Origin of the sequence: Rhizobium sp. J15 (assembly GCF_002531825.1) — a bacterium.
Taxonomy (GTDB): Bacteria; Pseudomonadota; Alphaproteobacteria; order Rhizobiales; family Rhizobiaceae; genus Rhizobium.
Genome location: NZ_NWSX01000005.1, coordinates 159,024 through 181,346, shown reverse-complemented (window position 1 = coordinate 181,346; position 22,323 = coordinate 159,024). Strand labels below are relative to the sequence as shown.

The following is a 22,323-nucleotide window of genomic DNA, read 5'->3' as shown; positions in this document are numbered from 1 at the left end:
TTTTTCTTTTGCGCGTTATCTCCTATCCGAATTGTCAGCTGACAATTCGTCTAACTGCCTCATTTCCTATCATTTTCCTTTTCGAACTCGGCGGCGAGGCCCGCCAACCGCTGAGCCAGGAATTCCGAAAACGCCGCCGATTTGACGGTGATACGAAAGGTTTTGCCGGCGCGGGAGACCGAAGCAAGCGGCGCGCCCGCTGACGTGCGAAGGGTCTGCGCGTCGCGCTGCGGCGTGCTCTTCTCCTCCAGCACTTTCCAGACCGCATCGAAACGGCCGCTGGTTTCCAGCGCCTCGAAACCGGCGGCGCGGATCGCCGCCTGCGCTTTCTTCGGCCCGCCTGTTTCTCTGAATTTTTCGGCGAAGGCCAGCCAGCGCGGGCGGCCGACTTTGGGGGCCGGTCCGATGGCCAGAATAATCTCCGGATCAATCGTCTGCGCGACCTGCAGCAGCCTCGAGGTTTCCGGCTTATCCGTCGCCAATGCCCTGGCAATCATGTCACGGTTGAAGCCGTGTTCATCCATGCGGCGCGCAAACAACGCTCGTTCGATGAAGCTCAAGTCGACGCGAGGGCCGTTCTCCTGACCCTGAGCAAGGATCAATTCCTCATCCGTCAGCTTGCGCACCACGGCCTTAACCGGGACGCCGAGTTCTGCGGCCGCGCGCAGGCGCCGATGGCCATAGGCCGCCTGATAATGAGCGGCCTTTACAGGGTCCGGCCGGACCAGGATAGGAACCTGCTGTCCGCTGTCCTTAATCGATTGCTTCAACCGCTCGAATTCAGGATCCTGATCGACGGGGATACGGTCACGGATGAAGGACATTTCGACCGCAGCCGCATCGATCTCCAGCACCTTGTCTCCGGAGGCGAGGGATTCGCGCAATGCCTTGGCGGCCGCCGCTTCCTCTCCGAGCCGCCCGAGCGACAGGTTCATCGCCTTGACCGCGCCGGACGGCCGATGCGGCGGCGGCGCGCTCGGCGCATCCGGTCGTGCCGGCTCGACGGAGCCGACCATACTCTTCAGGATGTCACGACCTTTCGGGCTCATGTCCTGCTCCATGCATTGCGAATGAGTTGCTCGACCTCGGCATTGACGCTGTCGACGGATTCCACGCCGCGGTCATAGGTCTGGCGATGCATCGTCTCGCGCCCGGCCTCGTAGATCGTCTGCTTGGACAGGCCCGCATCCGAGACTGCCGTCGATTTGACCATCATCGACGTCAGCACCCGCTCGCCGAACAGGCTGCGCAGGAAGGCAACGATCTGCGCCTGCGGGCCGTCATTGGACTCGTAGCGAGTGATCAGATAGCGCATCCAGTCATATTCAAGATTGCCACCAGCCTGCTTGACGACGGCCAGAAGATCGGAGGTCATCGTCAGGAACTGGTTCATCGATGCCACGTCGAGCATCTGGGGATGAACGGTAATGAGAACGGCCGTAGCGGCACAGAGGGCAGACAGCGTCAGGAAGCCGAGGGTAGGGGGACAATCGATGATGACGACGTCGTAGCTCTGCTCGAGCGAATGCAGCGCATTGCCGACCCGCATGAAGAACATGTCTTTGTCGTCGCGGTTGGTGTCGGCCAGCGCCTTTGGGGTGTCGTGCTCGAACTCGTGCAGTTCGAGATTGCCGGGAATGAGATCGAGGCCGGGGAAATAGGTCTGGCGGACGATGTCGCCGACGTCGCGACGCGTCTCGTCATATTTGATGGCACCATAGAGCGTCTCGTTTTCGCCGACGTCGAATTCCGGCTGATATCCAAGCATCGCCGACATCGACGCCTGCGGGTCGAGATCGACGGCGAGCACGCGGTAGCCGCGGAGCGCCAGGAACTGCGCCAAGTGAATGGATGTCGTCGTCTTGCCGGAGCCGCCTTTAAAATTGGTGACGGCGATGACCTGGAGATGGTCGCCCGGCCGGCGCATCGGCAGATAGGAAGGTTTGGTGCGCCCGAGATGCTGGCGCATCGCGTGGATTTCCTCGAGCGAGAACACGCGGCGCCCGGCCGGCGTCTTCTCGGGATTGATGGTTTCCACCTGGGCGGCGAGGTGGCGAACATAGCTGTCGGTAACGCCGAGCAGCTTGGCCGCCTCGGTGCTGCTGAACCGCCGCAGCGATTTGCGGGCATCCGGCGAAAACAGCCGCTCGAACAGCACCTGCAACTGGCTGCTGAGCATCGTCGAGTCCTGCGCAATCGTCTCGTCGATCGAGACTTGACTCGCCCTCTTGGCTTTCTCGACAATCGCGGCCTTGTTCGGCATTCACGCAAATCCTGGTAAATCGGGTAATTTTGCGCAAATGATCGTGAGTCTGGCGATTCCGTCAAGCGATTTCTTGGTTAGCAAACAGATAACGAGACGGATTCGACGGGAAAATAGCGTGGAATTCCGGAATCTTAGCGCGGTTGTCAGCTGACAACGACAGTTCTGCCCGCGCCTGCCACCTCATCTCCAATGCATAGCAGCGTGATTCCGACATGCGGAGACATTGCCGACTCAGCTTGCCACCACTCGTAAAAGCCCGGGCAGGAAGCCCTATCTCACTTATAAACGGACGGGCGGTACAGGCTTTCGCCCTCCAATCCACGGACGGGCTCGCCGCCGGAGGACTTGTCGCTCGCGTCGTGCGTTTCAGGATCGCGACGTGACGGGGCAAGTCCGAGCATCTGCTCGAGACGGCCGGCGTTGAGAGGAGCGCTTATTCCCTTGAAGTTCATGATCCATCTTTCGTCTGCGCATGACCTGCGTAATGACGCAGAGATAAGCGCAATTTGAAGCTGCCGAGAACTGTCCCTCAACGTTATCACCATCTTTTCCGATGCAAGCGGGTAGGGGAGGGGTGCTCCATCGGCATGAGCAGAGCGGGAGGGGAGGGGCCTCACTTCGGCAAGATTGCAGAAGCGCATCCTATGCGAATCAGGTGCCTGCGGATATGATCGGATGCATAGGCAGACGGCATTTGTCGCTTTTTCGACCTGGGTAATTCCGGCAGGTCCCACAAAGAGCTCCTCTCATCTAGCGGAACTTATTGAGGCCTTCGCTTCCGTCTGTCGAATTCCTCTTTGTTTACCGACTATTTACCATAAGCCTGCGCGTGCTCAAATCCTCTCATCGGATAGCGGATTGCGAGCGGTAAGCAGACGGCGGCATGCACGACAAGGATATAGGTATCAGTCGCTATCGCGCCTTCATTCCCTCGCGATTGGTGAAATGGGCGTTGCCCAAACCCGTGCCGATGGTCAGCACCGCCCATCTCGAAACGTCCTTCATGAAAGGGATCTGCGACAGCCCTTGCACGACGGCGTCGTTGTGCATCATCACGAAGGTGCTGTGATCGCCGATTTCGGGAATGGCCTTCATCAGCGCCAGGGGAAGGTTGAAGCTATCGCTTTCCCAATTCCCGCCGGGCAGGTTCTGTCCGCCGCGTTCGATCGAACCGTCGGCCTTGATGATGCCGGGGCAGGCGATGCCGATGATGGGAGCGGGTTTCAGATTGGCCTTTTCGGCCTTCTCGATCAGGTTTCGCAGCATGGTCGCCAGCCTCTCTACCGTTGCGCTGCGGCTCGGCTCATCGTCGGCGTGGCGCCAGATCGCCGAGTCCCAGACGCCCGCATCGGCAAAATCCGGCGATTTTTCCTTTCCGAACTCGACAACGCCGGCGCGGACATTCGTGCCGCCGATATCGACGGCGAGGATCGCCTCATAGCCTTTGAACATCCAGGGCGGCATCAGGTGAACAGAGCCGATCAGTCCCGCCTCGTCGGGATGATGAGCGATCGGCACGACTTCGATATTGATGCCGTCCGCTTTGAGGAGAATCATGGTCCTGGCGATCGCGAGCTCTCCGAAGCGGCTTTGCCGGAAGCCGCCACCCACCACGATCCGCTCCGTCTTCGACCAGCGCTCATCCTTGAGGAACTTTGCGATCACCTTCGCAAAGTCCTGCGAGAAATCCTCCACCGCACCCATGACCAGCGCGGCGGCTTCCATATCGTCTCCCTTGAGCAGGGCCTCGATCTTCTTCTTGGAAAGCTTCTCCGTCGCGACCTTGCCGATCGGGTCGTCTCCGAATTTGCGGACGCGTTTTCGCCAGTCGTCGAGCTTCTGCTGGAAAGTCTTCTTATTGGCGTTGTCGCCGACGAAACCGTTCTTGTCACGCAGTTCATTGTTGTAGTCGTCGATGGTCACCAGCGGCAGCAGCGATGCGCCGTGCGCCAAAGGCGCGTTGACTTCCTCATGATGCTTGGAACTGCCTTTGGCCATCAATCTTCCTTTTGCTGCGCGAGTGCATGAGCGGGCGGCCAGACAAAACGCGGAGTTGCTCCGGATGTTCCGGGGACCGGCCCGTCATCTTGCCCTCGTCGGACAGCGACCTAGCTTCAATGATTGCAGAATTGGAGAATGCCGTGCAGGAAGACGCCGCTACGCAGGAAATGCTTTCCCTGGTCCTGGAAGAGCCGGACCGTTGGGCGATGTTTCTCGACATTGACGGGACGCTGCTCAATCTCGCGCCCACACCGGATGCGATCGAGGTTCCGGAGGCGCTTCCCGGGCAACTTCATCGCCTGTCGAACAAGCTCAACGGCGCCCTGGCGCTCGTCACCGGCCGGTCGCTCGCCTTTGCCGACGCTCTGTTCAAACCCTTCGCATTTCCGACGGCAGGTCTCCACGGGGCGGAGATCAGAAGCGCCACCGGGATGCATACCGTCGAGGCGAGCACAGAGTTTCAGGCATTGAAGCATGCACTGACGGCGGAAGCCGAGCATTATCCCGGCGTATTGATCGAAGATAAGGGCGCTGCCGTTGCCGCCCATTACCGGCTTGCGCCGGAATATGAAAAGGTTCTCGAAGAACGCATGCATCATTATGCGGAACTCGCCGGACCGAACTGGGCGCTGCAACTCGGCAAGATGGTGTTCGAGCTGCGCCCGGCCCGGTCGAGCAAAGGCGATGCGCTGGAACGGTTTTTCCAATCCGAGCCCTTCAAGAACCGCTGCCCGATCACCATGGGCGACGACCTGACCGACGAGTCGATGTTTGCGATCGCCAATGCGCGCGGCGGCGTCTCCGTGCGTGTCGGCACCATCGGCGCCCCGAGCTGCGCCACCAACCGGCTGTCTTCCGCTGCGCTGGTCAGAAACGTTATTGCCGCCCTGGCTGCCTGAGGCGGCGGATTGCGCTCGTCTTTACACCGGCCGCACAGGTTCGATTGTCAAAAAAGTATCGGTTTCAGCGGGGAATCGTGGTGGCGGGCATCAGACAGGCCCACTACACTCCCCTTAACAATAAAGCCAAACGGGGAATTTGGCAGACGGGTTTAAAACCGTCCTCGGAGGAGGAAACAATGGAACCTGACTTGGAAGTCGTTCAGATCAGGCCGGGCGAATCTTTCGCGACGAAGGCGCATGGCTATCCCTATCATACGGTTCGCTGGCACTTTCATCCGGAATACGAACTTCATCTCGTCGTGGCGACAACGGGCCGCTATTTTGTCGGCGATTTCATCGGTGAGTTCGAGCCCGGTAATCTGGTTCTTGCCGGCCCCAATCTTCCTCACAACTGGATCAGCGATGTCCCGAAGGGATCGAGCATTCCGCTTCGCTGCCAGCTCATCCAGTTCAGCGAGAGTTTCATCAGCGACACGATGAAGGTGCTGGCCGAGCTCGGGTCCTTCGAGCCGGTTCTCGAGGCCTCCCGCCGCGGCGTGCTCTTCGGCACCGAGACCAGCCGGCAGGTCGCCCCCTTGATGAACGAGGTGCAGCAGGCGCAGGGTGTACGGCGCATCGAACTCTTCATGATGATGGTCGGCCTGCTCGCCCGGGCGCAGGATGCGCAGCTGCTCGCAAGCCCGAGCTACTTGCCCGATCCCTCGGGCTACATGTCGGCCGGCATCAACAAGGCGCTCGCCTATATCAGGGAGAACCTTACCAAGTCCTTCGACGAAACCGATCTCGCAACGATCGCCGGACAGTCAACCGGCGCCTTCTCGCGCGCCTTCCGCCGCCATACCGGCATGTCGCTGGTGCAATATGTGAAGCGGCTTCGCATCAACCTCGCTTGCCAGATCCTGATGAGCGACGACCATGCATCGATTACCGATATCTGCTTCGAGGTCGGCTTCAACAACTTATCCAACTTCAACCGGCAGTTTCTCGCGGAAAAAGGCATGACGCCGTCCCGTTTCCGGCGATTGCTGGGTGACAATATCAACGTGGCGAAGGCGGCTTAAGCGGCCGGACGATTTCGTTTCGAGGAGCACGAAACACGGTCCGCCGAAAACGGCGAGAGGAGGACAAGGGAGGAGAAAGCAAAACCACACTGAATTGAACGTGAGCACGCAACGAGCGGCTCGCGAGGGGAAACGCTTGTCCTCAAAAGCTGAAAACCGCTGAGACAGGCGCTGCCGTTTCTTCAGCCGAACGGCGCAGCAGAGCATAGCAGCCACGAAGCTATACGATTTTTTCCAATGGGAGGAGATGGAAATGATGAAGTTCTCGATAAAGACGGCAGGCGCTGCGACACTTGTCCTGTCCCTGCTCGGCGGCACATCCGCCTTCGCGCAAAGCGCCGTTGCCGATGCGACGGTCGCTTTTCTCATGCCCGACCAGGGTTCGACCCGTTACGAAGAGCACGACCATCCGGGCTTCGTCGCGGAAATGAAGAAGCTCTGCGCGTCCTGCAAGGTCATCTATCAGAATGCCGATGCCGATATCGCCAAACAGCAGCAGCAGTTCAATTCGGCAATCACCCAGGGCGCCAAGGTCATCGTGCTCGATCCGGTGGACTCGGCGGCGGCTGCGTCTCTCGTCCAGCTCGCCCAGAGCCAGGGCGTCAAGGTCATCGCCTATGACCGCCCGATCCCAACCGGCAAGGCCGATTTCTACGTCTCCTTCGATAACAAGGCGATCGGCAAGGCGATCGCGGAATCGCTCATTGAGCATCTCAAGGCCAAGAACGTGCCGGCCGATGGCGGCGGCATCCTGCAGATCAACGGCTCGCCGACCGATGCGGCGGCAGGGCTGATCAAGGACGGCATTCACGAGGGTCTGGCCAGCGGCGGCTACAAGACACTTGCCGAATTCGACACGCCGAACTGGCAGCCGGCGAACGCCCAGCAATGGGCGGCCGGCCAGATCACCCGCTTCGGCAAGCAGATCGTCGGCGTGGTCGCCGCCAATGACGGCACCGGCGGCGGTGCCATCGCCGCCTTCAAGGCGGCAGGCGTCGATCCGGTTCCGCCGGTGACCGGCAACGACGCGACGATCGCGGCCTTGCAGCTCATCATATCGGGGGATCAGTACAACACGATCTCCAAGCCGAGCGAAATCGTCGCCGCTGCGGCGGCGAACGTTGCCGTGAAGCTCTTGGCAGGAGAAACGGTCAAGGCCGAAATGACCCTCTACGACACACCCGCACAGCTCTTCGTGCCGGCTGTCGTCACCGCCGAGAACCTCAAGGCGGAGATCATCGACAAGAAGATCAACACTGCCGAGGAACTGTGCACCGGCCGCTATGCCGAAGGCTGCAAGAAGCTCGGCATCATCAAGTAATCCGCAAGGAAAGCGCGGCCGGCCGCCGGCCGCGCTTTCAGTTTCGCTTTTTCCGAAAGGCCAGACGATGTCTGAAACCTCTCATATTATCGATCCCACGCGTCAGCCCGTTCTCAGCCTGCGCGGCATATCGAAGAACTTCGGGGCGGTGTCGGCGCTCACCGATATCGAACTGGACGTCCATGCCGGCGAAGTCGTGGCGCTCGTGGGTGACAATGGCGCCGGTAAATCGACGCTGGTCAAGATTCTGGCCGGCGTGCACCAGCCGAGTTCGGGCACGATCCTGTTCGAGGGAAAACAGGTCGATCTGTCGAGCCCAAGCGCCGCCCTCGACCTCGGCATCGCGACGGTCTTCCAGGATCTGGCACTCTGCGAAAATCTCGATGTCGTCGCCAACATCTTTCTCGGCAAGGAGCTCAATCCCTTCCAGCTCGACGAGGTCGCCATGGAGATCCGCGCCTGGAAGCTATTAAGCGAGCTTTCGGCCCGCATACCCAGCGTGCGCGAGCCGGTGGCCTCGCTTTCCGGCGGGCAGCGCCAGACCGTGGCGATCGCCCGGTCTCTGCTGCTCGAGCCGAAACTCATCATGCTCGATGAGCCGACCGCGGCACTCGGCGTCGCCCAGACCGCCGAGGTGCTGGATCTGATCGAGCGCGTGCGCGAGCGCGGCCTTGGCGTCATCATGATCAGCCACAACATGGAGGATGTGCGAGCCGTCGCCGACCGCATCGTCGTCCTGCGGCTCGGGCGCAACAACGGCACCTTCATGCCCGATGCGTCCAACGAGGCGCTGGTCAGCGCGATCACCGGCGCATCCAACAATTCCGTCTCCCGCCGCGCGATGCGCCGCCAGGCGCAAAGCCGAGAGAACGAGGAGGGCAGGCCATGATGAAGACCATCCAGAACGAACCGGCGGCACCTCCGCTTCTCGACCGGCGCGACGAAAGAGTGCGCCATGACGACAGCCTCACCGGATGGGTTCGCGGCTTTATCGACCGCATCCGCTCCGGCGACCTCGGCTCGCTGCCCGTCATCGTCGGCCTGGTGATCATCTGGACGGTATTCCAGGCGCTCAATCCGGTGTTCCTCTCCAGCGCCAACCTCGTCAACATGCTGTTCGACTGCTCGACGGTCGGCGTCATCTCGCTCGGCATCGTCTGCATCCTGATGGTGGGGGAAATCGACCTGTCGGTCGGCTCCGTCAGCGGCTTCGCCTCCGCGCTCACCGGCGTCTTCTGGATCAACCAGGGCTGGCCGGTGGTGCTCGCCATCCTCGCCGCCATGGCTGTCGGCGCCTTGATCGGCTCGCTCTACGCCTTTCTCTTCAACCGCTTCGGCATGCCGAGCTTCGTCTCCACCCTGTCGGGATTGCTCGCCGTTCTCGGCCTGCAGCTCTATATTCTCGGATCGACCGGCTCGATCAATCTGACCTATGGTTCGTGGCTGGTGAATTTCGGTCAGATCATGGTCATGCCGGATCCGGTCGCCTATGCACTCGTGGCGCTTGCCGGCATTGCTTTCTTTTTCTCCAGCTACCGCACCGCGGCGCGGCGGCGGGCGGCCGGCCTTTCGTCGAAATCGGTCGGCGGACTTCTTCTGCGCGCCGTCATCATCACCGTCGCTCTGGAGGCGGTGGCCTTCTATCTCAACCAGTCGCGGGGTGTCCCCTGGATGTTCGGCCTCTTCGTCGGGCTCGTCATCGCGATGAACTATGCGCTGACGCGCACGAAATGGGGACGCTCCATGCATGCCGTCGGCGGCAACAGGGAGGCTGCCCGCCGCTCGGGCATCAACGTGTCGCGCATCTATGCGAGCGCTTTCGTCATGTGCGCCCTGCTTGCGGCAACCGGCGGCGTGCTCTCGGCGGCACGGCTCGCCACCGCAAGCCAGCAGGCCGGCACCGGCGACGTCAATCTCAACGCCATCGCTGCGGCAGTGATCGGCGGCACGAGCCTGTTCGGCGGGCGCGGCAGCGCCTATTCGGCCCTTCTCGGCATCATCGTCATCCAGTCGATCGCCAGCGGGTTGACGCTCCTCGATCTGTCGTCATCGCTTCGCTACATGATCACCGGCGCCGTTCTTGCCGTTGCCGTCATCGTCGACTCTCTGGCACGCCGCTCGCGCATTTCGCACGGCCGGGCCTAAACCAACCAGGAAAGCAGAGGAAGAAAATGAGACAGGATCTGTCTGGAAAAGTCGCGGCCGTCACCGGGGCGGCATCAGGTATCGGCCTGGAATGCGCCAAGGCCATGCTTGGCTCCGGCGCCCGCGTCGTGCTGATCGATCGCAACGAAGAAGGCTTGAGGGAAATCTGCTCGACGCTCGGCGCGGACGCCATTCCGCTGGTCGTCGACCTCTTGGCCCCCGAAAGCGTGGCGCAGATGATGCCTGCAATTCTGGAGAAGGCGGGCCAGCTCGATATCTTCCACGCCAATGCCGGCTCCTATATCGGCGGCGAGGTGCTCGGCGGCGATCCTGACGCCTGGGACCGGATGCTCAACCTGAACATCAACGCCGCCTTCCGCTCGGTGCATGCCGTTCTGCCGCACATGGTCGAGCGCAAGACCGGAGACATCGTCCTGACGAGTTCCGTCGCCGGCATGGTCCCCGTCGTCTGGGAGCCGGTCTACACCGCCTCCAAACATGCGGTCCAGGCCTTCGTCCACACGCTCAGGCGGCAGGTGGCCAAACACGGTCTGCGCGTCGGCGCCGTCGCGCCGGGGCCCGTCGTCACTGCGCTTCTCAGCGATTGGCCGCAGGAAAAGCTGGATGAGGCGCTCGCCGCCGGCGGCCTGATGGAGCCGAAGGAAGTGGCCGAGGCCGTGCTCTTCATGCTGACGCGCCCGCGCAACGTCACCATCCGCGATCTCGTCATCCTGCCGCAGAGCACCGATATCTGAGAGGGATTTGCCAGCCCCCGCAACCGGACAAAGGAAACGGCCATGATCTTCGATAGATTTCGTCTGAACGGACAGGTGGCGCTGGTGACCGGCGGCACGCGCGGCATCGGGCTGGCGATCGCCGAAGCGCTCGGCGAGGCGGGCGCCAAGGTCGTCATCGCGGGACGAACACGCAATGAAGCCGCGGAGGAACGGCTCTCCAAGGCCGGAGTCGATTTCGAGTTCATCGCCGCGGATCTGGCAAAGGAGCGCGCTGCCGACGAACTCGTGGCTGAAACCCTTTCACGGGCCGGCCGGCTCGACATTCTCGTCAACAATGCCGGCATCGCCATTCATGGCGACAGCGGCGAATTCTCGGATGCCATCTGGCGCGAGATCATGACCGTCAATGTCGACGCCGTCTTCCGCGCCTGCCGGGCCGCACTCGCGCCCATGCGGCGACAGGGCGGCGGCGTCATTCTGAATATCGGCTCGATGTCCGGCATCGTTTCCAACATTCCGCAGAACCAGGTCGCCTACAACACCTCCAAGGCGGCGGTCCACATGATGACGAAGAGCCTCGCCAGCGAAGTCGCCGCCGAAAACATTCGCGTCAACGCCATTGCGCCGGGCTATATCGAGACCGATCTGTCGCGCGGCGGCATCGACAATCCCGACTGGTTTCCGACCTGGCGCAGCATGACGCCGATGGGCCGCGTCGGACAGCCGGAGGAGGTGGCGGGTGCTGCCCTGTTTCTCTGCTCGGCGGCGGCAAGTTACGTCACCGGCGAAGTGCTTGTCATCGACGGTGGTTATACGACGCGGTAAGGCTCGGAGAGGGGAGGGCGGGTTCCGCCCGAAGGCCAAGCCGGTCCTTCCCGTGGCATTCAAGGCGTCGTGCCGCAGGCGCTCTGGTAGTCGGCAAGCACGCGGTCGACTGCGGCAATCACTATAGTCTCGGGATCGCCGGCTTCGGCTGGCGAAAGCTGCGGCAGGAACTGATGCAGCAGCGTCTCCGGAATCGTCTTTCCGCGCAGGGTGGCGAGCAATCTCTCGAACGCCTTCTCCGCATCAGGCCTGTTCCAGTAATAGCGGATGCGATCGCTGTAGCTGTAGTGCCGCTGCAGGCGCAGGGCCGTCTCATCGCCGTGATAATGCGCCTGCCAGTCGCAGGGCGCTGATGACATCACCGCCTCCATCGTGGCTGCCAGCGGCCTGTCGCCGTAGCCGGGAACCATCTCGCTGGCGATCATGTCAAGCGCATAGGCGGCCTCGCGCAGCGCGAAGGTCAGGCCGGGGCCGACCTTGAGGATCGGGAAGCCATCCTGCACCAACCGCGTCAGGGCCTCCCGCGTCTGATAGTCGGTGGAATGGGCCTCGAAGACGAATTGCGGTTCCTCGTCGAGAAGCGCGGTCAATTCAGTCGCAAGCTCGGGCCTGTAGCCGATGACGTTCTCGCTGCCGAATTCGACGCCCGGCTGGACGACGAAGGCGATGACGCGGGAAAAGGCGTCCTGCAATCCCGCCCGCGAGAAGATTTCGCGATGAATGGCGATCGTTGCGCGAGCGGCCTCCGGCGCGGTCGGCCGGAGTTCTTCGAGCACATGATCGGCGCCGCCCGGCACCGGAACCTCGGTGCCGAGAATATAAAGCGGCATCGGCGCGCCGATCGCCTGCGCCGTCCTTTCGCTGATCTCTGCCAATCTCGCGGCGCGCTCAGCAATCGTCCGGTCGTCGAGCGCGGCCGGCTCGCCGGCGCAGCCCATCGAGGCGTCGAGATGGATCTTGCCGAACCCGGCCCTGACATAGGCTTCGACCATGAGCTCTGCCTGCTTGAGCGCGGTTACCGGCATCTCCTTGCGCCAGGGGTTGGGGCCGAGATGATCGCCGCCGAAAATCATCCGCGCGCGGTCGAGCCCTTCCTCGGCGGCAATGCGCTCGGCGAAGCGGATGAAGTCTTCCGGCGTCATGCCGGTATAACCGCCCAGATGGTTGACCTGGTTGCAGGTCGCTTCGATCAGGACCGATCCGCCTTCGCGCACCGCCCGCCGGATGGCGGCCCTGAGAACGAGGGGATGGGCGGAGCAGACCGAGGTGATGCCGAAGGGTCTGCCTTCACGCCGGGCGGCGGCAAGACGGGTCAATATCCGGTCCATCGTCTATCTCCTCGGGGTTTCGGCAATAAAAGCTTCGAGTTCGGCAAGGGTGGAGACGCCTTCCATGGGGCCAAGCCGGGTCACGTTGCGAGCACCGGCCGCATTGGCGTGGAGCAGGGCGGCATCCGGCGCCATGCCCTTGCGGCGGCAGGTGAGATAGGCCGCGCCGAAACAATCTCCGGCGCCGGTCGGATCGACCTCGTCAACCGCAAAGGCGGCGCAATCAATGCGCGGAAAGCCGCGGCCAAAGAAGGACGCGCCCTGTTCACCCCGCTTCAGCACGATCTCGCCGATGCCGCCCTCCAAAAGCTTGGCGACAGCCGCGGCTTCGTCCGTCCGGCCGGCGACGGTGAAAAGCTCCTCGCCGGAGGGCAGCAGCAGATCGGCTGTGGCAAGCACCTGGTTGAAGCTTTCCAGTGCACCGTCATCCGTCAGCAGTTCCTTACGGAGGTTGGGGTCCAGCGACACCGAACCGCCGCGGGCCTGCACCGTCTCGACGGCATAGAGGATCACCTCGCGGGCACCGGGAATGGTAAGAGCCGTTCCCATGACATGCACATGGCCGGCACGCCGGACGAGAGCCTCGGCGGCAGAGGTCAAGCCGATCTGGCCGGCCGCGGATCTGGCGATGTTGAAGACGAAATCACGGGCGCCATTCGGCCGGTAGCGAACGAAAGCACTGCCTGTCGGCCAGTCTTCGTGGATTGCGATGGCGGATACGTCGACGCCGTCGTGGCGCAGGCGATCGACGTTCAAGTGGCCGAAATCGTCATTGCCGACGGCGGCGATGATGCCGGCCGTTCCGCCCATGCGCGCAACCTGGTCGATGAAGATGGCCGGCGCACCGCTCGGATAAGGCCCCGTCAGGGATTGCGGCTCGAGGAAGCCCGCGCCGACCGTCGTCGCCATGATCTCCACCAGGATTTCGCCGACGGTGATCGTCGGCCCGAGCGCTTCCGGCGCAATCGCCCTTTGAGACAACGGCATCTGCAATCTCCTTCATGCGGGAAGCGTCTGCGCTCCGCGCACTCATCAAAAACTTCAATCCGCCCGTAACTTGCTTGCAAAGGCCAGTCAAGAATAATTTTTACGCGCGGTAATTTTAATATTGCGCTGCAACAAACAGGATCTATACGATTTCGCGCTGCAAAACTCAGTTCCGGTTTTCATAAATCCCAATTTCCACGCAAAACGATCGATATCTGGCCGATTGAACCTCCAAAACTTCCTTGACAACATCGGTCAAGATGGCAGATAAAACTTTACGCATGTAATTTTATGCGTGAACATCCGTAAAGGAGGAGCGGAGACCATGAGCAAGATCATTTGCATTCTGTCTGCATCCGTCGCCTGCCTCGCACTGACCGCCGGATTGGCGGGCGCCGAGGAACTGACGATCGCCACCGTCAACAATGGCGACATGATCATCATGCAGAAACTGTCGCCGGAATGGGAGAAGGAGACCGGCAACAAGGTGAACTGGGTGGTGCTCGAAGAAAACGTCCTGCGCCAGAAGGTGACGACCGACATCGCGACGAAGAGCGGCCAGTACGACATCATCACCATCGGCGGCTATGAGGCGCCGATCTGGGGCAAGCAGGGCTGGCTGGCGCCCGTTGACGATCTCGGCGCCGATTACGACTATGACGACCTGCTCGCCCCGATCAAGGCCGGCCTGACCGTCGACGGCAAGCTCTATGCCGTGCCCTTCTATACAGAAAGCTCGTTTACGCTCTACCGCAAGGACCTCTTCGATGCCGCCGGCATCAAGATGCCTGATGAGCCGACCTACGACCAGATCAAGGAATATGCGGCCAAGCTGACCGACAAATCGAAGGAACAGTACGGCCTATGCCTGCGCGGCAAGCCCGGCTGGGGCGAGAACATGGCGTTCCTCGGAACCATGATCAACGCCTATGGCGGGCGCTGGTTCGACATGGACTGGAAGCCGCAGATTAATTCCGAGCCCTGGAAGAAGGCGATTACCGACTATGTCGAGCTGATGACCAAATATGGTCCTCCAGGCGTGACTGCGAACGGCTTCAACGAAAACCAGGCGCTGTTTTCGACAGGCCATTGCGCGATGTGGATCGATGCCACGTCGGCTGCCGGCCGCGTCTACGACCCGAAGCAGAGCAAGGTCGCCGACAAGATCGCTTTCACGCGCGCGCCTATCGCCGTTACGGCGAACGGCTCGAGCTGGTCATGGTCCTGGAACCTGGCGATCCCGGCGACATCGACCAAGCTCGATGCGGCCAAATCCTTCCTGAAATGGGCGACCTCCAAGGAATACGTCAAGAAGGTCGGCGAGACGGAGAGCTGGGTCGCGGTGCCGCCCGGCACCAGAAAATCGACCTACGCCCTGCCGGAATATCAAAAGGCGGCCCCCTTTGCCGATACCGTGCTGAAGGCCATCCTCTCGGCCGACCCGTCCAAGCCGACCAAGGACCCCGTTCCCTATACCGGTGTTCAGTTTGTCGCCATTCCCGAGTTCCAGGGCATCGGCACGCTCGTCGGCCAGCAGATCGCCGCCGCCCTGTCCGGACAGCAATCGGTCGATGCCGCTCTCGACAGTGCCCAGAAGCAGGTCGAACGCGACATGAAGAAGGCCGGCTACCCGAAGTGAGCCTTTTCATCCTCGCGGCCTGCCCGCGAGTTCCTCCCGGAAAGGTCCCGGCAGCACGACTGCCGGGACCTTCTGGTCAGGCGGTTAGCCATCGTTTCGCACTACCGGCGTCTGCGCCGGCTGAACTGGAGAACGACATGAGACTGAAAGACAAGGTTGCCCTGATTACCGGCGGCGCGCGCGGCATCGGCCTCGGCTTTGCCGAGGCCTTCGTCAAGGAAGGCGCCAAGGTCGTCATCGCCGATATCGATATCGAACGGGCAACGAAATCCGCCGCCGCGATCGGCCCGGCGGCCAAGGCGATGAAGCTCGATGTCACCGATCTCACGGCGATCGACACGCTCGTCGCAGAGGTAGACAAGGAGTTCGGCGGGATCGACATCCTCGTCAACAATGCTGCCATTTTCGACATGGCCCCGGTCAATGAGATCAACGAGGCCAGCTACGACAAGGTCTTCTCGATCAACCTGAAGGGGCCGCTCTTCATGATGAAGGCCGTCTCCAACGTCATGATCAACCGGGGCAGGGGCGGCAAGATCATCAATATGGCCAGCCAGGCCGGGCGTCGCGGCGAGGCGCTGGTGCTTTTATACTGCGCTTCCAAGGCGGCTATCATCTCGGCGACGCAGTCGGCAGCGCTGGCCCTCGTCAAATACGGCATCAACGTCAATGCCATCGCCCCCGGCGTCGTCGACGGCGAGCATTGGGATATCGTCGATGCGCATTTTGCCAAATGGGAAGGACTGAAGCCCGGCGAGAAGAAGACCGCCGTCGCCAAATCCGTTCCGATCGGCCGCTTCGCCACACCCGACGACATCAAGGGGCTGGCCGTCTTCCTCGCCTCATCGGACAGCGATTACATCCTCGCCCAGACCTACAATGTCGACGGCGGCAACTGGATGAGCTGATCGCCTTTCCGCAAGAAATCTGGAGCCAGAGAGATGGAAGCCATCTGCTATACCGAGAAGGGCGTCGCGGTCACCAAGCCGCTGCCGCTGCCGGAGCTGCGGCCCGGCCATGCGCTGGTGCGCGTGCGCGCCGCCGGTCTTTGCCACACCGATATCGACGTCCTCCACGGCCGTTACGGCGAGGGCCGCTTCCCGCTCGTCCCCTGCCATGAATATGCCGGCGTGATCGAGGCCGTGGCCGGCGATGTCTCCGGTCTTGCCGTCGGCGCCCGTGTCGTCGTCGATCCCAATCTTCCCTGCGGAGAGTGTAGGGCCTGCCGCAAGGGACTGACCAATCTTTGCCGCGACCTGAAGGCCTATGGGGTCACGGAGAACGGCGGTTTTGCCGAATATAGCCTGGTCAGGACCGATCACCTGCACGAAATCGGCGATCTCGACTTCAATCTCGCCGCGCTCGCCGAGCCGCTCGCCTGCGTTTTGAACGGCCTTGGCAGCGCCGGCCTGCGGGCCGGTCCCGCGGCAACGGAAACGGCGCTCGTCTTCGGCGCCGGACCGATCGGACTGCTGCTCGCCCTCTCCCTGAAGGCCGAAGGCGTTTCGTCGGTGACGGTTGCCGATATCAACGAGGGCCGCCTGGCCTTTGCCGAACGGCTGGGACTGGAGACGGCCGTCTCCGGCTCCGAAGCGCTGGCCGGGCGCCGCCGCAGCTTCGATTTCGTTGCCGACGCAACCGGCATCGCCCGCGTCGTCGAAGGCATGATCGACTTCGCCGCCGATGGCGGCACGGTTCTGGTCTTCGGCGTCTGCGCGCCCGACCAGCGCATTTCCCTGGCGCCCTTCGAGATCTTCCGGCGCCAGATCCGCTTCGCCGGCTCCCACTCGCTGAACCGCAACATTCCTCAGGCGCTCGACATTCTAAGAAGGGATACCGGCGCCATGGCGCAGCTGGTGTCCCACCGGCTACCGCTTGGCGAGGTACTTCCCTTCATCACGAAAAAGTCCGCCGATCCGGCAACGATGAAGGTGCAGTTCTCCATAGACTAAAGCACGTCGCGATCTTTCAGATTCGCTCCCCGTGCTTTAGGTCTTTGTTTTTACGCGTGTCGTTATCGCAAAACCGCGCACACTTTTGCGCGACACGCTCTAGGTTCGGGTGATCGACAGGGCGGCTTTCCGTCCGGCGATGAGTCATCTAGAAACCGTCGGAGACGCCGCGTCAGGAGATCAGATGGTGGGAAAGACGATCAAAACCATGGAGGACTTTTCGGAGTTCGTCGGCCTGTCGCGTCCCACCGTCTCGAAATATTTCAGCGATCCGATGTCGGTGCGCCAGAAGACGCGGGAGACGATCGAGCAGGCCCTGAAGAAATCGGGGTTCCGGCCGAATATCTTCGCCGTCAATCTCAATCGGCGGCGCAGCAACATTCTCGGCGTCATCATCCCCAATTCCACCGACCCGTTCTATATGGCGCTCACCCGCCGCATCGAAATGATCGCCAACGAGACGGGCTTCCTCGCCTTCGTCCTGTCGTCGGACGGCAAGGCTGAAATGGAGGACCGGGCGATCAAGACGCTGAAATCGATGAATGTCGCAGGCGCAATCATCGCGCCGCTCGGCGTGGAATCCCACCACGCCACGCTCGACGAGCTCGGCCGCAGCGTACCGCTCATCTATGTCGATTCGCCGCTCGACGAGACATCCTCCTTCGTCGGCACGAACAATCGCCAGAGTTTCAGCCTGATCGTCGATTATCTCTGCCGCTCGGGCGAACCGCCCTGCTATTTCGGCATGCCGCACGTCAATACCAACGCCTTGACCCGCCAGACGGCCTATCTGGAAGCGATGGAGCAGTTCAAGATGGCGCCCAGCATCGTCGAGCTGACGGACAGCAAGAGCTGGGACTTCGAACGCTTCGGCTTCGAGGAGGCGACCCGCATCCTGACGTCGGGCCAGGGCTTTCCGACGCGCACCCTGCTCTGCGCCAACGACCGCGTCGCCTTCGGCGTCATCGCCGCCGCATTCCAGCTGGGCCTCAAGGTCGGCCATGGCGCCAATTACGACTTGCGGGTCGCGGGACATGACGATCACCCGCTGTCGCGATACGCCTGCCCTCCGATCACGACGGTGGCGCAGAATTATAACGAGATCGGCCGGCTTGCGATCGAAATGTTGCTCGGCAGGCTCGGCGAGGGCGAGGGGCCTGCCGCGACGCCGGCAGCCCGCATTCTTCTCAATGCCGAGCTGATGCTGCGGACCTCGGCGTGATATGGCGTCTCAGGCGCGGGGCAGTCCCGGCGGCCTTAAATGTTTCCTCAGCGCGGCAATCCTGAAGATGGCATTCGCGGCGCCATAGCCGCGATACCCGCGCCGCTCGACGATTTCGAAGAACAGCCCCTCGCCATAGGTTGGGCTGTAGAGCTGGAAATATTCGCCGGCCTCGTCGCGATCATAGAGGATGTTGTTGGCCTTGAGCCGATCGGCGAATTCGGCGTCGAGGCCGAAGCGGGCTTCGAGATCGTCATAATAGTTCGGCGAGATCGAAAGCGAGACGAAGCCGTTTGCGGCAAGGGCGGCGGCGGTCGCGAAGATGTCGTCGGTCCTGAAGGCAAGATGCTGGATGCCGGAACCGAAGGTTTCGGCAATGAAGCGGCCGGCGAGCGTATTGCGGTTTTCCGCGCCGTTCATGGTGATGCGCAAGGACCCTTCCGCATTCTCCACCACCTGGCTGCGGACGATGCCGGAGGGATCGACGATATCGACCATCGGCGTCTTCTCGGCCTCGACGAGCGAGGTGTAGAAGAGCAACCATGTCAGCAACTCCTCATATTTCATCGTCTGCGCCATATGGTCGATCGATTGCAGCCCGGCCGGCCGCGGCGCGGCATCGTCTTCGATCGCATCGAATTCGATCTCCCAGATGCGGGCAAGCTCGCTCTTGCGATCGAGGAAATAGAGGACGCCCCCACCGACGCCGCGCACGGCCGGCATCTCGATCTCGCCGGCATCGAGCGATTGCTCGAAGCGTTCCGCGCCAAGCGCCACGGCGCGCTGCAACGCGGCCTTGGCATCGTCAACCATCAGGCCTGCGGCATAGGCCGAGGTGCCATGGACGGCGTAGGAGGCGCTGGCAAAGCCCTTCTGCTCCGTGTTGATCACGAGATTGATCGCGCCCTGGCGGAAGACCGTCACGCGCTTGCTCTTGTGTCTGGCCGCCTTGCGGAAACCGAGGCTTTTAAACAGCGCTTCGAGCTCGGGCGCTTCGTCTTCATCCGCAGTGAACTCGACGAAGGCGATGCCCTCGACGGCGGCGCGCGGCGGCATGGCCGGCACCGGCAGCGCGCTCTCCGGCTGCTGCCGTTTCACCTGGTCGCCGAGATAGATCAGCGAACGGCGACCATCGACGGCGATCGCGCTCGGCGAACCGCCGCGGAACTGATCGTTGAAGATCTCCAGCGACAGATAGCCGTCATAGCCCGTTGCGGCGACGGCCTTCATGAAGTCGAGCACCGGCAGGTCGCCTTCCCCAGGCATGTTGCGGAAATGCCGGCTCCAATAGAGCAGATCCATGTCGATCAGCGGCGCGTCGGCAAGCTGGATGATGAAGATCTTCTCCTTCGGGATCGACCGGATCGAATTGACGTCGATCTTGCGCGACAGCGTATGAAAACTGTCGAGGATCAGGCCGATATTCGGATGATCGGCCCGCCGGACGATCTCCCAGGCGTCGCGGTGATCGTGAATGTGGCGGCCCCAGGCAAGCGCCTCATAGCCGACGCGCAGACCGCGCTTGGCCGCCCGTTCGCCGAGTTCGTGAAAATCCGCCGCCGCCCGGTCGAGGCCGCCGAGGGCAGCCGGCGAGACGTTCGAGCAGACCAGCACCAGATCGGTGCCCATCTCCTGCATGATGTCGAACTTGCGCTCCGCGCGGTCGAAAGTGCGGCTGCGCAACGGCTCCGGCATGCCTTCGAAATCGCGAAACGGCTGAAAAAGCGTGATCTCCATGCCGAGATCGCGCACCATCCGGCCAACCTCCTTCGGGCTCTCGTCGAAGATCAGGAAATCGTTCTCGAAGATCTCCACCCCGTCGAAGCCGGCCTTGGCGATCGCTTCCAGCTTGTCGCGGAGGTCGCCGCTCAGCGAAACAGTCGCAATCGATGTCTTCATCGGCGTGATCCTTCCTGCGTTGCGGCGTTTACGTCGTCATCGTCTTGAAATGCGCGAGCATGCGGCCGGCATCCGGCTCCCTGCCGGTGATCAGGCGAAAGGCGCCGACCGCCTGAAAGACCGCCATGCCGCCGCCATCGAGCGCCCGGCAGCCGCGCTGTCTCGCCTGCCGCAGAAGTTCGGTCTCCAGGGGGAAGTAGACGATCTCGGCGACCCAATGGCGCTTTTCCAGGAGTTCGGGCGGAAGCGGCGTGCCGGGATATTTGGCCATGCCGGTCGGTGTCGCGTGGACAAGACCCGATGCGCCGTTCATCGCTGCTTCCAGGTCACTTCCCGCAGTGACAGAGGCGCCGGGAAAGAGCGCGGACATCGTTTCGGCCAGATCGACGGCGCGCTCGTGCTCGCGGTCGAAGACCGTCAGCCGCTCGAGACCGAGCGTCAGGATCGCATAGGCGGTCGCCACACCCGCCCCGCCGGCGCCGAGCTGGACGGCGGAGGAAAGGTCTGCCTGCGGCAGCCCGCGCCGAAAACTCTCGGCAAAGCCCCACCAGTCGGTGTTGTGACCGAAGCGCCGGCCGTCCTTCAGGACGACGGTATTGACGGCGCCGAGCGCCCGGGCTTCGGGCGACAAATCGTCGAGCAGGGGGATGACGAGCTGCTTGCAGGGATGAGTGATATTCAGACCGGCAAGTCCACGTGCTTCGGCATCCCCGATCAGACGCGGAAGATCGGCCGGCGACGCATTCAGCTTGACGAGATCGATCAGCTCATAATCATAGTCCAGCCCCTGCGCCGCACCTTCTTTCATGTGCATGGCAGGCGTCAGCGAGGCCTGGATGCCGGAGCCGATCAGCCCGGCCTTCAACGGTTTCAGGAGTGTCTCGGCCATGCGCCAGTTCCTGTCTTGCTCGTGATGGGAAAGGCCCGCAGGGTCGCCCGCGGGCCCGATCTGCTTACTTGCCGCGAACCGTGTCGAGCTCCTTGAAGAGCTGTGTCACGGTCTCTGCACCGATCTGAGCCGCGAACTTGTCGACCAGCGGCTTGACGGCGTCGCGCAGCTTCTGCGTCTCTTCGGGGCTGAGTTCGGCGACTTCCATGCCGGTCTTCTTGATTTCCTCGATCGCCTTGGCGTCCAGCTCCCTGGAAACCTTGCGCTGATAGTCGCGGGCTTCGGTCGCGGCCGCCGCGAAGACTGCCTTTTCCTCGTCGTTCAGACCGTCCCAGAACTTCTTGCTGATCAGCACGATCTGCGGATTGTACTGGTGACGGGTGATCGTCATGTACTTCTGCACTTCGAAGAATTTGGCGTTGAGAATGTTGGCAGCCGGGTTTTCCTGGCCGTCGACGGTGCCGGTTTCGAGCGCCGTGTAGAGTTCCGTATAGGGCAGCGGCACCGCATTGGCGCCCAGGCTGTTGAAGAGCTCGATCGGGATCGGCGACTGGATGGTGCGGATCTTCAGGCCCTTGATGTCCTCAAGCTTGGTGACCGCATGACGGTTGTTGGTGAGGTTGCGGAAACCGAGCTCCCAGTAGGCGAGGCCGACGAGGCCGGTGTCGGGCAGGAGCTTCATCAGGCTGGTGCCGAACGCGCCGTCCATCACCTTGTCCGCCTCTTCGCCGCTGTTGAAGAGGAAGGGCAGGTCGACAGCGCCGAACTGCTTGACGTTGCTCGCGAGAATGCCGGCGTTGAGCACCGTCATCTCGATGACGCCGCCCTGCAGCGCCGACACCGTCTGCACGTCGCCGCCGAGCACGCCGCCCGGAAACAGCTTGACCTCGATCTTGCCGCCGCTCTTTTCCTTCACCAGTTCGGCGAACTTCTCCATGCCCATGACCTGGGGATGGCCCTTATTGTTGGCGGCAGCGAATTTGAGGCTGTGTTCGCGGATTTCGGCCATGGCCGGGCCGCTTGCCAAGAGGGCAATGGGCAGGGCCAGTCCCAGCGCCAGTTTCGTCAATCTATTCAGCATGTTTTCCTCCCAGGATAGAGCCGGCATCTCCCTCCGGCCGCGTTGAAATTCCATCGCCGTCATCGGCG

20 protein-coding genes are annotated in these 22,323 nt (G+C 62.1%); 11 read left to right on the top strand and 9 right to left on the bottom strand.

Annotation, left to right across the window (positions count from 1 at the left end; all coding sequences use genetic code 11):
* Nucleotides 1–59 precede the first annotated feature (59 nt).
* The 4 genes from repB to CO670_RS06455 all read right to left on the bottom strand — a co-directional run bounded on the left by repB (nt 60) and on the right by CO670_RS06455 (nt 4,264).
* Nucleotides 60–1,049, bottom strand: a complete 990-nt coding sequence (gene repB / locus CO670_RS06470) for a plasmid partitioning protein RepB (RefSeq protein ID WP_097589498.1) — start codon at nt 1,047–1,049, stop codon at nt 60–62.
* Nucleotides 1,046–2,263: a plasmid partitioning protein RepA gene (gene repA, locus CO670_RS06465; protein ID WP_088673982.1), complete on the bottom strand. Its 1,218-nt coding sequence runs from the start codon at nt 2,261–2,263 to the stop codon at nt 1,046–1,048. Before repA ends, repB begins: the two co-directional genes overlap by 4 nt.
* 278 nt (nt 2,264–2,541) lie before the next feature.
* Entirely contained in the window at nt 2,542–2,718 is a 177-nt protein-coding gene (locus tag CO670_RS32880) for a hypothetical protein (RefSeq protein WP_176538878.1), read from the bottom strand.
* Between the two features lie 460 nt (nt 2,719–3,178).
* A complete protein-coding gene (locus tag CO670_RS06455) occupies nt 3,179–4,264 on the bottom strand; it encodes an ROK family protein (RefSeq protein WP_097589497.1) in 1,086 nt (361 codons plus the stop codon).
* 122 nt (nt 4,265–4,386) lie between these two features.
* Here CO670_RS06455 and otsB point away from each other — a divergent pair, with 122 nt between their 5' ends.
* The 7 genes from otsB (at nt 4,387) to CO670_RS06420 (ending at nt 11,258) form a co-directional block, all read left to right on the top strand.
* Nucleotides 4,387–5,166, top strand: a complete 780-nt coding sequence (gene otsB, locus CO670_RS06450; protein ID WP_176538880.1) for a trehalose-phosphatase — start codon at nt 4,387–4,389, stop codon at nt 5,164–5,166.
* A 179-nt stretch (nt 5,167–5,345) separates the two neighbouring features.
* The gene (locus tag CO670_RS06445) at nt 5,346–6,230 is read left to right on the top strand and encodes an AraC family transcriptional regulator (protein WP_097589495.1); all 885 of its coding nucleotides are present in this window, start codon (nt 5,346–5,348) and stop codon (nt 6,228–6,230) included.
* Between the two features lie 247 nt (nt 6,231–6,477).
* Nucleotides 6,478–7,551 carry a sugar ABC transporter substrate-binding protein gene (locus CO670_RS06440; protein ID WP_176538877.1) on the top strand — a complete coding sequence of 358 codons (1,074 nt, stop codon included), beginning with the start codon at nt 6,478–6,480 and terminating at the stop codon, nt 7,549–7,551.
* A gap of 67 nt (nt 7,552–7,618) precedes the next feature.
* Nucleotides 7,619–8,440, top strand: coding sequence for an ATP-binding cassette domain-containing protein (locus tag CO670_RS06435; protein WP_097589494.1), 822 nt, complete (start codon nt 7,619–7,621; stop codon nt 8,438–8,440).
* The gene (locus CO670_RS06430) at nt 8,437–9,696 is read left to right on the top strand and encodes an ABC transporter permease (protein WP_097589493.1); all 1,260 of its coding nucleotides are present in this window, start codon (nt 8,437–8,439) and stop codon (nt 9,694–9,696) included. The genes CO670_RS06435 and CO670_RS06430 overlap by 4 nt, the downstream gene beginning before the upstream one ends.
* 26 nt (nt 9,697–9,722) lie before the next feature.
* Complete coding sequence (locus CO670_RS06425; protein ID WP_097589492.1) at nt 9,723–10,451, top strand: SDR family oxidoreductase; 729 nt, start codon at nt 9,723–9,725, stop codon at nt 10,449–10,451.
* Nucleotides 10,452–10,493: 42 nt separating this feature from the next.
* Nucleotides 10,494–11,258, top strand: a complete 765-nt coding sequence (locus CO670_RS06420; RefSeq protein WP_097589491.1) for an SDR family NAD(P)-dependent oxidoreductase — start codon at nt 10,494–10,496, stop codon at nt 11,256–11,258.
* Nucleotides 11,259–11,317: 59 nt separating this feature from the next.
* Here the strand turns inward: CO670_RS06420 and CO670_RS06415 are convergent, their stop codons facing one another.
* Nucleotides 11,318–12,586 (bottom strand): D-tagatose-bisphosphate aldolase, class II, non-catalytic subunit, encoded by a 1,269-nt coding sequence (locus CO670_RS06415; RefSeq protein WP_097589490.1) that lies wholly within the window; start codon nt 12,584–12,586, stop codon nt 11,318–11,320.
* Nucleotides 12,587–12,589: 3 nt separating this feature from the next.
* A complete protein-coding gene (locus CO670_RS06410) occupies nt 12,590–13,573 on the bottom strand; it encodes a sugar kinase (RefSeq protein ID WP_097589489.1) in 984 nt (327 codons plus the stop codon).
* Nucleotides 13,574–13,898: 325 nt separating this feature from the next.
* Here CO670_RS06410 and CO670_RS06405 point away from each other — a divergent pair, with 325 nt between their 5' ends.
* The 4 genes from CO670_RS06405 (at nt 13,899) to CO670_RS06390 (ending at nt 18,386) form a co-directional block, all read left to right on the top strand.
* The gene (locus CO670_RS06405) at nt 13,899–15,212 is read left to right on the top strand and encodes a sugar ABC transporter substrate-binding protein (protein ID WP_176538876.1); all 1,314 of its coding nucleotides are present in this window, start codon (nt 13,899–13,901) and stop codon (nt 15,210–15,212) included.
* 137 nt (nt 15,213–15,349) lie between these two features.
* On the top strand, nt 15,350–16,120 hold the full coding sequence (locus CO670_RS06400) for an L-iditol 2-dehydrogenase (RefSeq protein ID WP_097589488.1): 771 nt from the start codon (nt 15,350–15,352) through the stop codon (nt 16,118–16,120).
* 33 nt (nt 16,121–16,153) lie between these two features.
* Complete coding sequence (locus CO670_RS06395) at nt 16,154–17,164, top strand: zinc-dependent alcohol dehydrogenase family protein (RefSeq protein ID WP_097589487.1); 1,011 nt, start codon at nt 16,154–16,156, stop codon at nt 17,162–17,164.
* Nucleotides 17,165–17,372: 208 nt separating this feature from the next.
* Nucleotides 17,373–18,386 carry a LacI family DNA-binding transcriptional regulator gene (locus CO670_RS06390; protein ID WP_176538879.1) on the top strand — a complete coding sequence of 338 codons (1,014 nt, stop codon included), beginning with the start codon at nt 17,373–17,375 and terminating at the stop codon, nt 18,384–18,386.
* A 9-nt stretch (nt 18,387–18,395) separates the two neighbouring features.
* On the opposite strand, the gene CO670_RS06385 is transcribed toward CO670_RS06390, so the two are convergent.
* The 3 genes from CO670_RS06385 to CO670_RS06375 form a co-directional block, all read right to left on the bottom strand.
* On the bottom strand, nt 18,396–20,285 hold the full coding sequence (locus CO670_RS06385) for a sugar phosphate isomerase/epimerase and 4-hydroxyphenylpyruvate domain-containing protein (RefSeq protein WP_097589485.1): 1,890 nt from the start codon (nt 20,283–20,285) through the stop codon (nt 18,396–18,398).
* Between the two features lie 28 nt (nt 20,286–20,313).
* Nucleotides 20,314–21,174 carry a shikimate dehydrogenase gene (locus tag CO670_RS06380; protein ID WP_097589484.1) on the bottom strand — a complete coding sequence of 287 codons (861 nt, stop codon included), beginning with the start codon at nt 21,172–21,174 and terminating at the stop codon, nt 20,314–20,316.
* A gap of 64 nt (nt 21,175–21,238) precedes the next feature.
* Nucleotides 21,239–22,255, bottom strand: coding sequence for a TRAP transporter substrate-binding protein (locus CO670_RS06375; RefSeq protein WP_097589483.1), 1,017 nt, complete (start codon nt 22,253–22,255; stop codon nt 21,239–21,241).
* Between the last annotated feature and the right edge of the window lie 68 nt (nt 22,256–22,323).

What these genes read in the sequence shown, in the direction of transcription:
- CO670_RS06380 (WP_097589484.1), bottom strand. Translation starts at nt 21,174, where the DNA reads ATGGCCGAGACACTCCTGAAACCGTTGAAGGCCGGGCTGATCGGCTCC.
- CO670_RS06445 (WP_097589495.1), top strand. Translation starts at nt 5,346, where the DNA reads ATGGAACCTGACTTGGAAGTCGTTCAGATCAGGCCGGGCGAATCTTTC.
- CO670_RS06415 (WP_097589490.1), bottom strand. Translation starts at nt 12,586, where the DNA reads ATGGACCGGATATTGACCCGTCTTGCCGCCGCCCGGCGTGAAGGCAGA.
- CO670_RS06430 (WP_097589493.1), top strand. Translation starts at nt 8,437, where the DNA reads ATGATGAAGACCATCCAGAACGAACCGGCGGCACCTCCGCTTCTCGAC.
- CO670_RS06395 (WP_097589487.1), top strand. Translation starts at nt 16,154, where the DNA reads ATGGAAGCCATCTGCTATACCGAGAAGGGCGTCGCGGTCACCAAGCCG.
- CO670_RS06385 (WP_097589485.1), bottom strand. Translation starts at nt 20,285, where the DNA reads ATGAAGACATCGATTGCGACTGTTTCGCTGAGCGGCGACCTCCGCGAC.
- CO670_RS06390 (WP_176538879.1), top strand. Translation starts at nt 17,373, where the DNA reads ATGGAGGACTTTTCGGAGTTCGTCGGCCTGTCGCGTCCCACCGTCTCG.
- repA (WP_088673982.1), bottom strand. Translation starts at nt 2,263, where the DNA reads ATGCCGAACAAGGCCGCGATTGTCGAGAAAGCCAAGAGGGCGAGTCAA.
- CO670_RS06410 (WP_097589489.1), bottom strand. Translation starts at nt 13,573, where the DNA reads ATGCCGTTGTCTCAAAGGGCGATTGCGCCGGAAGCGCTCGGGCCGACG.
- repB (WP_097589498.1), bottom strand. Translation starts at nt 1,049, where the DNA reads ATGAGCCCGAAAGGTCGTGACATCCTGAAGAGTATGGTCGGCTCCGTC.
- CO670_RS32880 (WP_176538878.1), bottom strand. Translation starts at nt 2,718, where the DNA reads ATGAACTTCAAGGGAATAAGCGCTCCTCTCAACGCCGGCCGTCTCGAG.
- CO670_RS06420 (WP_097589491.1), top strand. Translation starts at nt 10,494, where the DNA reads ATGATCTTCGATAGATTTCGTCTGAACGGACAGGTGGCGCTGGTGACC.
- CO670_RS06435 (WP_097589494.1), top strand. Translation starts at nt 7,619, where the DNA reads ATGTCTGAAACCTCTCATATTATCGATCCCACGCGTCAGCCCGTTCTC.
- CO670_RS06455 (WP_097589497.1), bottom strand. Translation starts at nt 4,264, where the DNA reads ATGGCCAAAGGCAGTTCCAAGCATCATGAGGAAGTCAACGCGCCTTTG.
- CO670_RS06425 (WP_097589492.1), top strand. Translation starts at nt 9,723, where the DNA reads ATGAGACAGGATCTGTCTGGAAAAGTCGCGGCCGTCACCGGGGCGGCA.
- CO670_RS06375 (WP_097589483.1), bottom strand. Translation starts at nt 22,255, where the DNA reads ATGCTGAATAGATTGACGAAACTGGCGCTGGGACTGGCCCTGCCCATT.
- CO670_RS06405 (WP_176538876.1), top strand. Translation starts at nt 13,899, where the DNA reads ATGAGCAAGATCATTTGCATTCTGTCTGCATCCGTCGCCTGCCTCGCA.
- CO670_RS06400 (WP_097589488.1), top strand. Translation starts at nt 15,350, where the DNA reads ATGAGACTGAAAGACAAGGTTGCCCTGATTACCGGCGGCGCGCGCGGC.
- CO670_RS06440 (WP_176538877.1), top strand. Translation starts at nt 6,478, where the DNA reads ATGGAAATGATGAAGTTCTCGATAAAGACGGCAGGCGCTGCGACACTT.